Source organism: Streptomyces sp. 4N124 (assembly GCF_052245395.1).
In the GTDB taxonomy this organism is placed as follows: domain Bacteria; phylum Actinomycetota; class Actinomycetes; order Streptomycetales; family Streptomycetaceae; genus Streptomyces.
This window is the reverse complement of the sequence record NZ_JBQQBS010000047.1, coordinates 1-12,755: the sequence shown is the minus strand read 5'-3', so window position 1 is coordinate 12,755 and position 12,755 is coordinate 1. Positions and strand designations below refer to the sequence as shown.

15 protein-coding genes are annotated in these 12,755 nt (G+C 71.3%); 10 read left to right on the top strand and 5 right to left on the bottom strand.

Features of this window, described 5'->3' with window-relative positions:
* Nucleotides 1-6 precede the first annotated feature (6 nt).
* From ACTWQO_RS35140 to rpmG, 3 genes are read right to left on the bottom strand one after another with little or no spacing between them, the layout of a single operon-like run.
* Nucleotides 7-1,215: a CobW family GTP-binding protein gene (locus ACTWQO_RS35140; protein ID WP_443241431.1), complete on the bottom strand. Its 1,209-nt coding sequence runs from the start codon at nt 1,213-1,215 to the stop codon at nt 7-9.
* Nucleotides 1,215-1,463, bottom strand: a complete 249-nt coding sequence (locus ACTWQO_RS35135) for a type B 50S ribosomal protein L31 (RefSeq protein WP_301982997.1) — start codon at nt 1,461-1,463, stop codon at nt 1,215-1,217. Before ACTWQO_RS35135 ends, ACTWQO_RS35140 begins: the two co-directional genes overlap by 1 nt.
* Nucleotides 1,464-1,472: 9 nt before the next feature.
* A complete protein-coding gene (gene rpmG, locus ACTWQO_RS35130) occupies nt 1,473-1,637 on the bottom strand; it encodes a 50S ribosomal protein L33 (protein WP_003999141.1) in 165 nt (54 codons plus the stop codon).
* Between the two features lie 62 nt (nt 1,638-1,699).
* Between rpmG and rpmB the strand changes: the two genes are divergently transcribed.
* The 4 genes from rpmB to ACTWQO_RS35110 all read left to right on the top strand — a co-directional run bounded on the left by rpmB (nt 1,700) and on the right by ACTWQO_RS35110 (nt 3,432).
* Nucleotides 1,700-1,936: a 50S ribosomal protein L28 gene (gene rpmB / locus ACTWQO_RS35125; protein ID WP_210577944.1), complete on the top strand. Its 237-nt coding sequence runs from the start codon at nt 1,700-1,702 to the stop codon at nt 1,934-1,936.
* A complete protein-coding gene (gene rpsN, locus ACTWQO_RS35120) occupies nt 1,936-2,241 on the top strand; it encodes a 30S ribosomal protein S14 (RefSeq protein WP_443241430.1) in 306 nt (101 codons plus the stop codon). The genes rpmB and rpsN overlap by 1 nt, the downstream gene beginning before the upstream one ends.
* Before the next feature lie 64 nt (nt 2,242-2,305).
* On the top strand, nt 2,306-2,794 hold the full coding sequence (locus tag ACTWQO_RS35115; protein ID WP_443241429.1) for a hypothetical protein: 489 nt from the start codon (nt 2,306-2,308) through the stop codon (nt 2,792-2,794).
* 98 nt (nt 2,795-2,892) lie between these two features.
* Nucleotides 2,893-3,432: a DUF4232 domain-containing protein gene (locus ACTWQO_RS35110; protein WP_443241428.1), complete on the top strand. Its 540-nt coding sequence runs from the start codon at nt 2,893-2,895 to the stop codon at nt 3,430-3,432.
* 6 nt (nt 3,433-3,438) lie between these two features.
* On the opposite strand, the gene ACTWQO_RS35105 is transcribed toward ACTWQO_RS35110, so the two are convergent.
* Nucleotides 3,439-4,539, bottom strand: coding sequence for a DUF2786 domain-containing protein (locus ACTWQO_RS35105; protein WP_443241427.1), 1,101 nt, complete (start codon nt 4,537-4,539; stop codon nt 3,439-3,441).
* Nucleotides 4,540-4,633: 94 nt separating this feature from the next.
* Here ACTWQO_RS35105 and ACTWQO_RS35100 point away from each other — a divergent pair, with 94 nt between their 5' ends.
* Together ACTWQO_RS35100 and ACTWQO_RS35095 are read left to right on the top strand one after the other, a co-directional pair.
* On the top strand, nt 4,634-5,404 hold the full coding sequence (locus ACTWQO_RS35100) for a Clp protease N-terminal domain-containing protein (protein WP_443241426.1): 771 nt from the start codon (nt 4,634-4,636) through the stop codon (nt 5,402-5,404).
* An 88-nt stretch (nt 5,405-5,492) separates the two neighbouring features.
* Nucleotides 5,493-7,187, top strand: a complete 1,695-nt coding sequence (locus tag ACTWQO_RS35095; RefSeq protein WP_443241425.1) for a bifunctional 3'-5' exonuclease/DNA polymerase — start codon at nt 5,493-5,495, stop codon at nt 7,185-7,187.
* Nucleotides 7,188-7,207: 20 nt separating this feature from the next.
* On the opposite strand, the gene ACTWQO_RS35090 is transcribed toward ACTWQO_RS35095, so the two are convergent.
* On the bottom strand, nt 7,208-7,624 hold the full coding sequence (locus ACTWQO_RS35090; protein WP_443241424.1) for a DUF3052 domain-containing protein: 417 nt from the start codon (nt 7,622-7,624) through the stop codon (nt 7,208-7,210).
* 70 nt (nt 7,625-7,694) lie between these two features.
* Between ACTWQO_RS35090 and ACTWQO_RS35085 the strand changes: the two genes are divergently transcribed.
* The 4 genes from ACTWQO_RS35085 to ACTWQO_RS35070 all read left to right on the top strand — a co-directional run bounded on the left by ACTWQO_RS35085 (nt 7,695) and on the right by ACTWQO_RS35070 (nt 12,519).
* The gene (locus ACTWQO_RS35085) at nt 7,695-9,263 is read left to right on the top strand and encodes an alpha/beta hydrolase (protein WP_443241423.1); all 1,569 of its coding nucleotides are present in this window, start codon (nt 7,695-7,697) and stop codon (nt 9,261-9,263) included.
* A 106-nt stretch (nt 9,264-9,369) separates the two neighbouring features.
* Nucleotides 9,370-11,076 (top strand): sensor histidine kinase, encoded by a 1,707-nt coding sequence (locus ACTWQO_RS35080; RefSeq protein WP_443241481.1) that lies wholly within the window; start codon nt 9,370-9,372, stop codon nt 11,074-11,076.
* Between the two features lie 76 nt (nt 11,077-11,152).
* A complete protein-coding gene (locus tag ACTWQO_RS35075; protein WP_443241422.1) occupies nt 11,153-11,812 on the top strand; it encodes a response regulator transcription factor in 660 nt (219 codons plus the stop codon).
* Nucleotides 11,813-11,895: 83 nt separating this feature from the next.
* Nucleotides 11,896-12,519, top strand: a complete 624-nt coding sequence (locus ACTWQO_RS35070; protein ID WP_443241421.1) for a TetR/AcrR family transcriptional regulator — start codon at nt 11,896-11,898, stop codon at nt 12,517-12,519.
* The last annotated feature ends 236 nt before the right edge of the window (nt 12,520-12,755 follow it).

Sequence of the window (12,755 nt, the reverse complement as noted above, 5' to 3'; positions counted from 1 at the left end):
GGGGGTTCAGACCTCCAGGAGGGTGTCGAAGGCGGGCGGCAGCCGCTTCCAGGCGTCGCGCCCGGCGGCGTACTCGGCGTCGGTGAGCAGGCAGGACTCCAGCAGTTCCTGAAGTCCGTCCCGGTCGAGGCCGGGGGACGTGAAGACCAGGTGCTGGCAGCAGTCGCCGTGCTCCGGGTGCCAGTCCAGCGCGGCGGCGGCGCGACGCACCGGCGGCACCATCTCCCAGGCCGCGTCCGGCAGCGCGGCGAGCCAGGGGCCCGCGCTCTCCACGCACAGCGCACCGCCCGCGGCGTCCCAGTGCAGCAGCGTGTCCGGCTTGTCGGCGAGCCAGAACCGGCCCCGGCTGCGGGCCGCAGCGCAGGTCAGGTCCTCCAGCGCCGCATACAGCCGCTCGGGGTGGAAGGGCCGGCGGCGGTGCCAGACGAGCGTGGAGACTCCGTGCGCGTCCGCGTCGGCGGGCAGCAGCGCGCACGCCGGGTGCTGGGCGGCGGCGGCCGACTCGACGTCGAAGCCCGCCAGGGCCGCCTGCGCGAGGGGCGTCAGGCGACGGCGCGGGGCGGGCACCGTCAGGCCGTCGTCGGCAGCGTCCGGCGTGCGATCGCCCTGAGCGCCCGCCAGGTCACCGTGGCCGATCGGGACCTGGCGGGCCGTCGGGTGCAGCTGGGCGAGCAGCTCGCGGTCCTCGTCGTCGGCCTCCGGGGAGTCGACGAGGGCGAGGACGGGGGCGTACTCCAGCTGTCGCGCGAAGGTGTCCGCGACCGTGCGCTGATCGGTGGCCGCGGCAGCGAGGCCGCGCTCCGCCAGGTCGTCGCCGTTGCCGAGGTACGGCAGCACGAGCGCCGGGTCGACCGCGGTGATCACGCCGGTGACGGTGAGCCCGCCGCCGGTGACCACCTCGGCCATGGCCTTGGGCTCCACGGATTCCCACAGCTCGACGATGGCGAGCCGGACCGTTCCGGCGTCGCGCAGGCGCAGCAGTTCGGGCACGAGGTCTTCCCGCAGCGCGCAGCACGCGCAGTCGTTGACCAGCGGGGCCTCACCGGCGGACAGGATGCCGGTGGCGTCGCGCACGGTCCGTACGACCGTGCCGGCGACGGCCGTCGCCAGGTCGTGATGGAGTACGACGCTGCCGGGCACGTCGGTGAGCAACCGCTCCACGGTCGCCTTGCGGGCGTCGGCATGCAGCCCGCCGACGATGACGACGGAGAGCATCAGCCCTGCTTTCCGTACCGGCGCTCGAAGCGCTCGACGCGACCTGCGGTGTCCAGGACGCGGGCGGTGCCGGTGTAGAAGGGGTGGCTGACGTTCGAGATCTCGACGTCGACGACCGGGTAGGTGTTGCCGTCCTCCCACTCGATGGTCTTCTCGCTGGTCATCGTGGAGCGGGTGAGGAAGGCGTAGTCCGCGGCACGGTCACGGAAGACCACAGGGCCGTACTCGGGGTGGATTTCCTTGCGCATGGGGGTGGTTCAGCGCTCCTCTCGGAAGTCGACGTGACGGCCGACGACCGGGTCGTACTTGCGCAGGGTCATACGGTCCGGGTCGTTGCGGCGGTTCTTGCGGGTCACGTACGTGTAGCCGGTCCCCGCCGTGGACCGGAGCTTGATGACCGGTCGGAGTTCGTTGCGTGCCATGCTGCTATCTTACTGAAAATGAATTCCATTTACGCAAGCCCGTCGAGAGAGGTGCGTCACCCTTGTCCGCCCACTGCATGCTGACCGGCGCCCAGCCCGGCTTCGGCAACACGATCTCCCACTCGCACCGGCGGACCTCCCGCCGCTTCGACCCGAACATCCAGTCCAAGCGCTACTGGCTGCCGAGCGAGGGCCGTTACGTCCGGCTGAAGCTGAGCACGAAGGGCATCAAGACCATCGACACGATCGGCATCGAGGCCGCCGTGGCCCGGATCCGCGCCCGGGGAGTGAAGGTCTGATGGCGAAGAAGAGCAAGATCGCGAAGAACGACAAGCGGCAGGAGATCGTCGCGCGGTACGCCGAGCGCCGGGCCGAGCTGAAGGAGATCATCCGCCGGCCGTCCTCGACGGAGGCCGAACGCCTCGCCGCCCAGCAGGAGTTGCGCCGGCAGCCGCGCGACGCCAGCGCCACCCGCGTACGCAACCGCGACAGCGTCGACGGGCGGCCCCGCGGCTACTTCCGTACCTTCGGGCTGTCCCGGGTGAACCTGCGTGGACAGGCGCACGCGGGGTACCTGCCGGGGGTCCGGAAGTCCTCCTGGTAAGTCCCCTACTGGTAAGTACTGGTAGCTTGCTGCGGACCTTCCGGCCAGAGCTTGGGAGCCAGCAGTGACTTCGGTGACGAACGTGCGACTCGCGGTCGCCTGCGTGGTGGGCGCGCTGGTGCTGACCGCCTGCGGTGGCGGCGGCTCGGACGACGACTCCGCGCCCAGCCCCAGCGCCTCCGCCTCCTCGACCGAGACGGCGGACACGGGCGGCGGCACCGGCGGGTCGGCGTCCGCGTCCGGCGATCTGACGGGCAGCTGGCTCGCCACGACCGACGGCAAGGCCGTCGCGCTGGTCATCACCGGCACGGAGGCCGGGCTCTTCGCGACCGGCGGGACCGTGTGCAGCGGGACCGCGGGCGAGGAGTCCGGCATGCGGATGATCCACCTCAAGTGCACCGACGGCAGCAAGGACCGGGCGACGGGGATGGTCGACTCCGTCGACGGGAAGACGCTCAAGGTGACATGGGAGGACGGGCTCGGCGCGGAGACGTACACCAAGGCGGAGGGCGGGCAGCTGCCTACGGGGCTGCCGACGGCGAGCCTGGGCTGATCACCGACGGCTCCTCTGTGAGCGGGGGCCGGCAACCGCGCGACGCCTCCATGCGTGATGATCCATGCACGCGACCGCCCACGCCCCCGAGGAAGACCATGCGCGCCACACCTCTCGCCGTCACCGCCCTCGCCGCGGCCCTGCTGCTGACCGCCTGCGACGACGGCGGCAGCAGTAGTAGCGCCGAGGAGCGAGAAGTCACGGAGAGCACGAAACCCGGTGAGCCCTGCAAGATGCACAACGTCGCCATGAATATGGGGCCCGCCAACAGCGCACCCGCCGTCGGAGACACGGGCAACATCGCCGTCACGATCATCAACCGCGACGCCGAGTGCACCGTGGACGGCCTGCCTGCCGCCGGCCTGGACACCGGTGACTCCGTCGGCAAGGTCCCCGTGGACAAGGCCGCGAAGCCCCAGAAGCTCACGCTCGCCAAGGATGCCGAGGTGTCCTTCACGCTCACCTATGTGCGGGGCGAGGAAGGCGGGGAAAAGAGCCTCGCCGCGAAGACGCTGAAGATCTACCTCCCCGGCGACACCAGCCCTCGTGACTTCCCTTGGGAGTACGGCGATGTCGCCCTCAAGAGCGGTGCCGTGCCGGACGCCGCGCTCAGCGGGTTCCAGCAGACGGGCGACTGACGAGGCTCAGCGCAGCGGCTTCCGGCGGCCGACCTGCGCCCGGTCCGCCGCCTGAGCCCCTTCCGTCCAGCCCGCCGCGTCCGTGACCCCGCGCAGCCGCGTCGTGGTCGTCTCCGGGAACATGCGGTCCAGGCGGCCGGTGACGGCGAGTTCACGCGAGGCGAGGACCGGGAGCAGGTCGCCGGTCACCTGGGTCTCGGCGGCGGCTGCGAGGCGGGCGCCGACGCGGTGGGCGTAGGCCGCGAGGAAGGACTGCCGGAAGGTTTTGGTCCGCCTGCGTCCGCCGGCGCGCTGGGCGGCCTCCGCCTTCGTCATCGCGGTCTGTGCCTGCACCAGCAGTGAGGTGTAGAGGAGTTCGACGGCCTCCAGGTCGGGTTCGAAGCCGACGACGGTGGAGAAGCCGAGAGGTTCGTTCCACACGGCCCGGCAGTGGTTGGCGGTGGCGACCGCGTCCAGCAGCACCGCCTTGGCCTGCTCGTACGGCGGCTCGACCCCGATCCGGCAGGCGCCGGGCACGTCCGCGGTGGGTGTCTGGCCCGCCAGCAGCGCCTCGTCGATGCTGTGCCGCGCCATCAGCTCCTGCGCCTTGGCGCTGAGCGCCTCCGCCTCCTCCGGGAAACCGGTCGCCTCCGCCTTCGCCAGCAGGGCGCGGATGCGGGTGAGCATGCGGGACTCGGTCTTGGGGTGCCCGGTGGAGGGCTCGTCCAGGGGCTCCAGCGTGGGCAGGCGCAGCAGCAGCCGGTACAGCTCAAGGACGGCTGTCGCGTGCGAGAAGCGGTCGGTGGAGGGCGGGGCTTCGGCGGTCAGTTCGTCGAGCTGTGTGGTCCAGCGGGAGCCGCGCGGTCGGTCGTACGACACCTGCGCGCGGATGAGGGCCGATACGAGGCGTACGTGTACGTCGTCCAGCTCGCGCCGCACGATCCGTACGACGTCGGCGGGTTGCCAGCCGCGTCGCCAGGCCGTCGCCACGAACTCCTGGCCGCGGCGGGCGAGTTCGGCGTCCGCGCTCGGGTCGGCGGCGAGGAGGGACGCGCCGGTGTCGAGGGCGGTGTCGGTGTCGCCGTACAGGGCTGCCTGGAAGGCGCGTTCGACGGTGCTGCTGCTCACCCGGCGATCGTGCCATGGGGGCACGCGCGCGTGGACCGCGACTAGTGTCAACCCGGGGTTGACGCTCCTTGAGGGTGCAACCTACGGTTGACACATGTCGACGAACCCGACCACGTCATCCGTACGTCTCGACGAACTCATCGAAGCCATCAAGAAGGTCCACGACGAGCCCCTCGACCAGCTCCAGGACGCGGTGATCGCCGGCGATCACCTCGGGGAGGTGGCCGACCATCTGATCGGCCACTTCGTGGATCAGGCCCGGCGATCGGGCGCCTCCTGGACCGACATCGGCAAGAGCATGGGCGTCACCCGGCAGGCCGCACAGAAGCGCTTCGTGCCGAAGGAGTCGGCCGACCTCGACCCGCAGTCGGGCTTCGGCCGCTACACGGGGCGTGCCCGCAACGCGGTGATGGCCGCACACAACGAGGCCATCGCGGCCGGCAACCCCGAGGGACGCCCCGCGCACCTGGTCCTCGGTCTGCTGGCCGACCCGGACGGCCTGGCCGCGAAGGCGATCACGGCGCACGGCATCCCCCTGGACTCCGTACGCCAGGCAGCCACCGCAGCGCTGCCGCCCGCCGCAGACAAGGTCCCCGACCTGGTCCCCTACGGCTCCGACGCCAAGAAGGTCCTGGAGCTCACCTTCCGCGAGGCCCTGCGCCTCGGCCACAACTACATCGGCACCGAGCACATCCTGCTGGCCCTGCTGGAGTTTGAGAACGGCACGGGCGTCCTGTCCGGCCTCGGACTCACCAAGCAGGCGGTGGAGGAGTACATCGTCGGGCTGCTCTCCCAGTTCCTGAAGAGTGGCGAGGAGACCACCAAGAAGGCCGCCGAGGAGTCCTCCGAGAAGGGCTCGGAGTAGGGCTCCGGGGAGGGCTCGGAGTAGGGCTCCGAGTAGGGCGAAACGCAAGGCTGAGGCCGTTGTCAGACCCTGGTGCCACACTCGCAGCATGACCGATCGGTGGGCACTCGCTCCGGCCGAGGACGGTGGCGCCGAGCTCGCCCCCCTCGGCTCGGACGGGCTGCCCGCCGGACCGGTCGTGCGGGAGCCGGACCTGGCCGCGGCGGTGCGCGGCCGGCCGGAGGTCACGCGCTGGGTCTGGCGTTCCACCGCCGAGGTCTATCCGCGCCTGCTCGCCACGGGGGTGCGAGTGGAGCGGTGCTACGACATCGAGGACGCCGAGACCCTCCTGCTCGGCCACGAGGGGCGGTCCGGCGAACCCCGCTCGGCGGCCGCCGCCCTGGCCCGGCTGCGCCGCGGGCCCGTACCGCCGGATCCACCCCAGCGCTCGGCCGAACCCGGCGCCCAGTCACCCCTCTTCGAACCGCAGTCCGTGCACGTACCGCTGGCCGACCTCGTCGAGGTCTACGCCGAGCAGCAGCGCCGGCACGACCGGGCGGCACACCCGCAGCGGATGCGGCTGCTGACGGCCGCCGAGTCGGCGGGGATGCTGGTCGCCGCCGAGATGAACCGGGCAGGGCTGCCGTGGAGCGCCGACGTCCACCGCCGGGTACTGCACGAACTGCTCGGCGAGCGGTACGCGGGCGGCGGGGAGCCGCGGCGGCTGGCGGAGCTGGCGGACGAGGTGTCGGCCGCGTTCGGGCGCCGGGTGCGGCCCGATCTGCCGGCCGATGTGATCAAGGCCTTCGCGCAGGCCGGGATCAAGGTCAGATCGACCCGCCGCTGGGAGATCGAGTCCGTCGACCACCCGGCCGTGAAGCCGCTGATCGAGTACAAGAAGCTGTACCGCATCTGGGTCGCCCACGGCTGGTCCTGGCTGCAGGACTGGGTCCGGGACGGCCGGTTCCGGCCCGAGTTCCTCGCGGGCGGGACCGTCACCGGCCGCTGGGTGACCAATGGCGGGGGCGCGTTGCAGATCCCCAAGGTCATCCGGCGCGCGGTGGTCGCCGACCCCGGCTGGCGGCTGGTCGTCGCCGACGCCGACCAGATGGAGCCGCGCGTCCTCGCCGCCATCTCCCGCGACCCCGGTCTGATGGAGGTGGCCGGCCGGGAGACCGACCTGTACCAGTCGGTGTCCGACCGCGCCTTCTCCGGAGACCGCGCCCAGGCCAAGCTCGCCGTCCTCGGAGCGGTGTACGGGCAGACGTCCGGCGACGGCCTGAAGAACCTCGCCGCCCTCAGACGCCGCTTCCCCAAGGCGGTGGCGTATGTCGACGACGCGGCGCGGGAGGGCGAGGAGGGGCGGCTCGTCCGGACCTGGCTCGGGCGTACGTGTCCCCCGGCGGCCGGAGCGACCGACGCCGGCACGGAGGAGGCGGGGATTCCGCAGGACGATCCGGCCGACGCACCGTCCGGCGACGACGCCTGGGTGCCGGGCTACGCCTCCACCAACGCCCGCGCCCGTGGCCGCTTCGCCCGGAACTTCGTCGTCCAGGGCAGTGCCGCCGACTGGACCCTGCTGCTGCTCGCCGCGCTGCGGCAGGCCTGTGCGGACATGGCGGCGGAGCTGGTCTTCTTCCAGCACGACGAGGTGATCGTGCACTGTCCCGAGGAGGAGGCCGAGACGGTCGTGGCGGCGATCCGGGAGGCGTCGGACCTCGCGGGCCGGCTGACGTTCGGGGAGACGCCGGTGCGGTTTCCGTTCACGACGGCGGTCGTGGAGTGTTATGCGGACGCGAAATGACCAGCCCGTCGCGAGGGCCCTCACGCACGCCGATTCTCCATGCGGCGCACGAACTTCAGCCCCGACCAGTCGTCCCCGAGCGCGGCGACCTTCACATCGACGACGCCGAGCGGGAGGAAGACGTCCCGCAACGCGTTCTCGGTGATGTCACTGACGTGCCCGGCGGCCTTGCGCGGCCAGGCGATCCACAGCATGGCGTCGTCGGCGAGGTCGCCGACCAGCGCGGCCCCCTCCGCCAGCAGCGTGGCGTGCTCGCGGTAGAAGGCGACGGTGACATGGGCTCCGCGCGGGCCACCGGCGATGAGCTCGCAGTCGTCCGGCAGCCCCGGGATCGCGAAACCGTCCGGTGCGCGCCGCAGCCCGACCCGCCGGCCCGCCTTGATCCCGAGCTTCCTCACCAGCGGCGTACCGGAATACGCGCCACCATCGCTACTCATCCGCCACCTCCGACCGCAAGCCGGTACGCACCATTGTTCCCCCGGGCACGCCGAACCTAGCTTCACCGGCATGACGACGAAAACATGCAAAACACGCACACGCGCACTGACTCGGGGCGTCCTGGCGAAGCGCCTGGGCGCAGCCGTCGGCGTCCTGGCGCTCGCCGCCTCGGGCACCGCGGCGCACGCCGCCGAGGACCCCGCCACTGGACTGGCCGCCTACCACCGCCAGCACATCACCTGGACCGATTGCCGGCAGGGACCGGACGACGAGGAGGGGACCGCCCTGGACCGTGCCGGAGCCCGGTGCGCCCGGGTCACCGTGCCGCTCGACTACACCCGCCCGACGGACCGGACGATGGAGATCGCCCTGTCCCGGTTACCCGCGGCCGACCGGAAGCACCGGATCGGCACCCTGATGCTCAACAGCGGCGGTCCCGCCGAGCCGACGCTCGGCATGCCGCTGAGGACCCGCACGCACCTCGGCAAGACGGCCGCACGGTACGACGTGATCGGTATGGACCCGAGGTTCGTGGGCCGCAGTGAGGCACTCGACTGCGGCTGGCCCGCCGGCATCTGGATCCGCTCGGCCGGGCACAGCCGGGCCGCGTTCGACCGCCAGGTCGCCTTCCAGAAGGACCTCGCCGAGCGGTGCGCCGCCCGGCACGGCGATGTGCTGCCGTACGTCACCACCCGCAACACCGCCCGCGACATGGACATCGTCCGCTCGGTGCTGGGCGAGCGCCGGATCTCCTTCCTCGGCTACTCCTACGGCGCCTATCTGGGCGCCGTGTACACGCAGATGTTCCCCGGCCGCACCGACCGGGTGGTCCTCGACAGCGCCGGCGATCCACGCACGTACGGCCCCCGCCTGTTGCAGGGCAGGGAGATCCCCGCGGAACGGGCGCTGCGCGCCTGGGCGTCCTGGACCGCGGCGCGGCACGGGACCTACGGCCTGGGCGCGAGCCGGTCCGCCGTGCTCGCCACCGTGCAGCGGATCGTCGACGCGGCGACGGAACGGCCGCTGCGCGTCGGCGCGTACGACATCGACGAGCACGTGCTGCCGTATCTGATCTCGAACAGCAGCGGCAGCGACCAGGAGGAGCAGCGCTCCGCGTTCGCACGCGCCGTGGGCGTGCTGGACGAGGCGGCCAAGGGGGGCACCGTCGAACCGACCCCGGAGTTGGCGGGTCTCCTGCGGTTCGCGCTCGACGCCTCGAGCTCGTCTCTCGCCAGCCCCGCGGCAGCGATCATCTGCGGCGACGTGGCCGCGCCCGGGGATCCCGAGGTCTACTGGCGCGACGTCGAACGCAGCCGGGCCCGCCACCCCCTCTTCGGACCGATGACCAACAACATCGCTCCATGCGCCTTCTGGCCCGGGCCGCCCCGCGAGCAGCCGACCACGATCGCCAACGACACCCCCGCCCTGATCGTCTCCGCCACCGGCGACACCGCCACCACCTACCGGGGCAGCAGGGCGATGCACAGCCTGCTGACCGGCTCCCGCCTGCTGACCCTGCGAGGAGCCATCGTGCACGGTGTGTTCGGCGAGTACGGCAACGCCTGCGTCGACGCGAAGGTGAACGCCTACCTGGAGTCCGGGCGGCTGCCCACCGGAAATCCGACCTGCCGGAAGTGAGCGCCGTCCGGGCGCACGGTGCGACTTTCGTCGGACGCGGGTGCGACGAACGGATGCTGTGGGCAAGGTCGTCCGCGCCTACCTTGGGCGTGTGAATCTGACGACGATGGCCCGCGACGCCTGGAAACGACTGGTCGTGGCGGGGATGTGGTCCCGACGGCGGATCGTCGGCGAGACGGTCCTCGCCCTGGTGGTGGCCCTGTCGGCGACGCTGGGCGTGCTGGACAACGGCCCGGTGGCGACGGTCGCCGTGGCGCTGGCCGCCGCGGCGATGTCCCTGCTGCGGCGGGTGTTCCCGGCGAGCGTGCTCGTCCTGACGGGCGCGATCGCCGCCGAACTCCCCGGTTTCTGGCTCCTGTTGATGGTCGCGGGCTGGTCGGCGGGCCCGAGGATCAAGGCACCGCGGTGGGCACTGGCGGCGTTCACCCTCTCGTACGTCCTCAATGCGGCGCTGTCCGTCCTCCAGACGGAGTCCAGCCTCCCCGCGGCCCAGACGCTGCTGTTCATCACGCTCACGTTCGTGGCGACGACCGTCGTGCCCGGCCTCGCCGCCCGCTACCGCACCCAACGCCGCACCCTCATGCACGCGTTGCACGAGCACAACGCCCAACTGCTGCGTGAGCGCGAGATCATCGCCTCTCATGCGCGCCTGCGGGAGCGCCAGCGGATAGCCCAGGACATGCACGACAGCCTCGGCCACCAGCTGGCGCTGATCGCCGTGCACACCGGCGCGCTGGAGGTCGACCGCAAGCTGACGGACGGGCAGCGCGAGGCCGTCGGGGTGCTGCGCGACGCGTCCGTGGCCGCGATGCACGAGCTGCGCGAGGCCGTCGGCATCCTGCGCGACGGTACGCACGCGCAGGAGCACGAGAGCGAGGCGGCGCCCACGGCCCGGGGCGTGGCGGGGATCGACGGCCTGGTGGAGGCGTCGCGGGGCGCGGGGGCGGACGTAGAGCTGCGGCGGGCGGGCGAGGCGCGGTCGCTGGCACCCGCCGCGGACCATGCGGCGTTCCGGATCGTGCAGGAGGCGCTGACCAACGCGCTGAAGCACGCGCCGGGCGCCCCGATCGTCGTAGAGCTGCGGTATGAGCCGGACTCGCTGGTGGTCGAGGTCGCCAACGGGCCGGTGCCCGCGACGGCCGATGGCGGGCGGCGGCTCGTGGTGAGCGGCGGGCAAGGGCTGACCGGGCTGCAGGAACGGGCCCGGCTGGTCGGCGGCATGGTGCATGCCGGGCCGGCGGCGGGCGGAGGGTTCCGGGTCGCGGGCGTCCTGCCGTACGGGAGCCCGGAGCCGACGGGTGCGGCGCCGCAGGCGACGACGTTCGTCGAAGCGACGAACGACTTCCGGGGGCAGAGCGAGGGGGCGCGGCCCGGCAACGGTGGAGCGGTCATCGACTGGTCCGGTCCGCCGGAGAAGCAGAAGGAGCTCGACCTCGCCATGGGAAGCAAGAAGAAGAGCATCGCCATCGGGTGCGGCGCCGCACTCGTGATCATCGTCGGTCTCGGAGCGCTGGCCGTCTGGGGCGTCGCCAAACTGTGGAACGAGAGCGACAGGGCCATGATCGAACCATCCGTCTACAAGTCCGTGAAGGTCGGCGACACCGAGACGGCCGTACGAGACAAACTGCCGGACGGCAAGTCGTTCCTGACCGACGGCCTGCGCGACAAGGGGCCCGCGAAGCCGAAGGACGCCGACTGCCTGGTCCTGATGTCGACGGAGATACCGGACAACCTGGACGACGAGCCCATGTTCCGGTTCTGCTTCAAGGACGGAAAGCTGATCGAGAAGCAGTCGTACACGGTCAAGTCGTAGCCATACGGCGTCTCTTGTGGCGTGAGTAAGGTAGGGGCGTCCTACGCGTCCCTACCGGAAGCCTTGCGGGAGAGTTGTGATCAGGGTCCTCGTCGCGGATGACGAACCGCTCATCCGGGCGGGCATCAGGATGATCCTCACCTCCGCCGACGACATCGACGTCGTCGCAGAGGCCGGCAACGGCCGCGAGGCGGTCGACCTGGTCCGAGCGCACGCCGTCGACGTGGCTCTGCTCGACATCCAGATGCCGTTGCTGGACGGGCTGAGTGCCCTGGCCGAGCTGCGGCGGGCCGCGCCGTCCGTACGCCCGCTGATCCTCACGACGTTCGGCGAACGCGAGAACGTACTGCGCGCACTGAGCCACGGCGGCGCGGGATTCCTCTTGAAGGACTCGGCACCGGGCGAGCTGATCCAAGCGGTACGGGCTGCGGCGGCCGGGGACGCGTACCTCTCCCCCGGCGCCACCCGCCACGTCGTCGACTCGCTCGCCTCGGGCCGGACGGCGGCCCGCGCGGAGGAGGCGCGGCGACGCCTGGAGTCGCTCAGCGAACGGGAGTTGGAGGTCCTCGCGCTCCTCGGGGAGGGACTCTCGAACGCCGACGCCGGCGAGCGGATCCATGTCAGCGAGGCGACGGTGAAGACGTACGTCAGCCGGATCCTGACGAAGCTGCAGTGCGAGAACCGGGTGCAGGCGGCGCTGCTGGCGCGGGATGCGGGGTTGGGGGCGGCGTCCTGATGTCCCAGCCTCCTTTGCACCGCCGCTGCACCGCCGCCTGATCGAACGACTTGCTCACTAGACTAAGTCAGTATGATGTTTCCATGGCTCATGTTTCTGCGGCAGAGCGCCGCCCTCAGCTGATCAAGGCCGCCATCGACCTCATGACGAGGGAGGGCGTGGCTGCCGGAAGCACTCGTGCCATCGCGGCCGAGCTGGGCGTGGCCCAGGCAACGGTCCACTACACCTTCGGCACGAAGGAAGATCTGTACCGGGCCGTCATGGAACAGCTCACCCAGGATCTGATCGCACAGGTCGAACGGGCGGCGCAAGCGGACGCCGGCTTCGAGGAGACAGTCGCGGCATTCGCCGCCGCCCTGTGGCGGACCGTGCGCGAGCAGCCGACCACCCACCAGCTGCTCACCGAACTGTCCATGTTCGCGCTCCGGACACCACGGCTGCAGGAGACCCTTGAGAGCCACAACCGCGAGGTGACGGCCGTGACGACGAAGCTGGTGACCGAGGCGGCCGAGCGCACCGGCCACCAGCTCGCCCAGCCGGCGGAGACCCTCGCCCGGTTCTTCCTGGCCGGCTTCGACGGCCTCTCGGTGCAGCACCTCTCACTGCCCGACGAGGAGGCCGAACTCACCTGTCTACAGGCCCTGGTCTCCGCTGTCGTCGCTCTCGCGGGAGGCCGCATGGAGCTTGTGAACCTGCCGACGAGCTGACGGCAGGACGCAACGCCGATGAGCCGTTCCACACGTGGAGATGATTGCGGCCCCCGCGTCCACTGAACGCAAAAGCCCAGCTCAGACGATGTCTGGGCTGGGCTTCGAAAGAGCCGCCTTCGGGATTCGAACCCGAGACCTACGCATTACGAGTTGTCCGATCTTGGTCCGGGAGTGTCCACGGATGTCCGCCGTGGGACTCACACCCCTGGTCAGATGGGTTGCCAGACTTCCGT

Bases quoted from the DNA above. Each gene is read 5' to 3' on its own strand.
- ACTWQO_RS35140 (WP_443241431.1), bottom strand. From the start codon at position 1,215: ATGCTCTCCGTCGTCATCGTCGGCGGGCTGCATGCCGACGCCCGCAAG.
- ACTWQO_RS35070 (WP_443241421.1), top strand. From the start codon at position 11,896: ATGGCTCATGTTTCTGCGGCAGAGCGCCGCCCTCAGCTGATCAAGGCC.
- ACTWQO_RS35100 (WP_443241426.1), top strand. From the start codon at position 4,634: ATGTCGACGAACCCGACCACGTCATCCGTACGTCTCGACGAACTCATC.
- ACTWQO_RS35135 (WP_301982997.1), bottom strand. From the start codon at position 1,463: ATGCGCAAGGAAATCCACCCCGAGTACGGCCCTGTGGTCTTCCGTGAC.
- rpmG (WP_003999141.1), bottom strand. From the start codon at position 1,637: ATGGCACGCAACGAACTCCGACCGGTCATCAAGCTCCGGTCCACGGCG.
- ACTWQO_RS35090 (WP_443241424.1), bottom strand. From the start codon at position 7,624: ATGAGTAGCGATGGTGGCGCGTATTCCGGTACGCCGCTGGTGAGGAAG.
- ACTWQO_RS35085 (WP_443241423.1), top strand. From the start codon at position 7,695: ATGACGACGAAAACATGCAAAACACGCACACGCGCACTGACTCGGGGC.
- ACTWQO_RS35110 (WP_443241428.1), top strand. From the start codon at position 2,893: ATGCGCGCCACACCTCTCGCCGTCACCGCCCTCGCCGCGGCCCTGCTG.
- ACTWQO_RS35095 (WP_443241425.1), top strand. From the start codon at position 5,493: ATGACCGATCGGTGGGCACTCGCTCCGGCCGAGGACGGTGGCGCCGAG.
- ACTWQO_RS35080 (WP_443241481.1), top strand. From the start codon at position 9,370: ATGGCCCGCGACGCCTGGAAACGACTGGTCGTGGCGGGGATGTGGTCC.
- rpsN (WP_443241430.1), top strand. From the start codon at position 1,936: ATGGCGAAGAAGAGCAAGATCGCGAAGAACGACAAGCGGCAGGAGATC.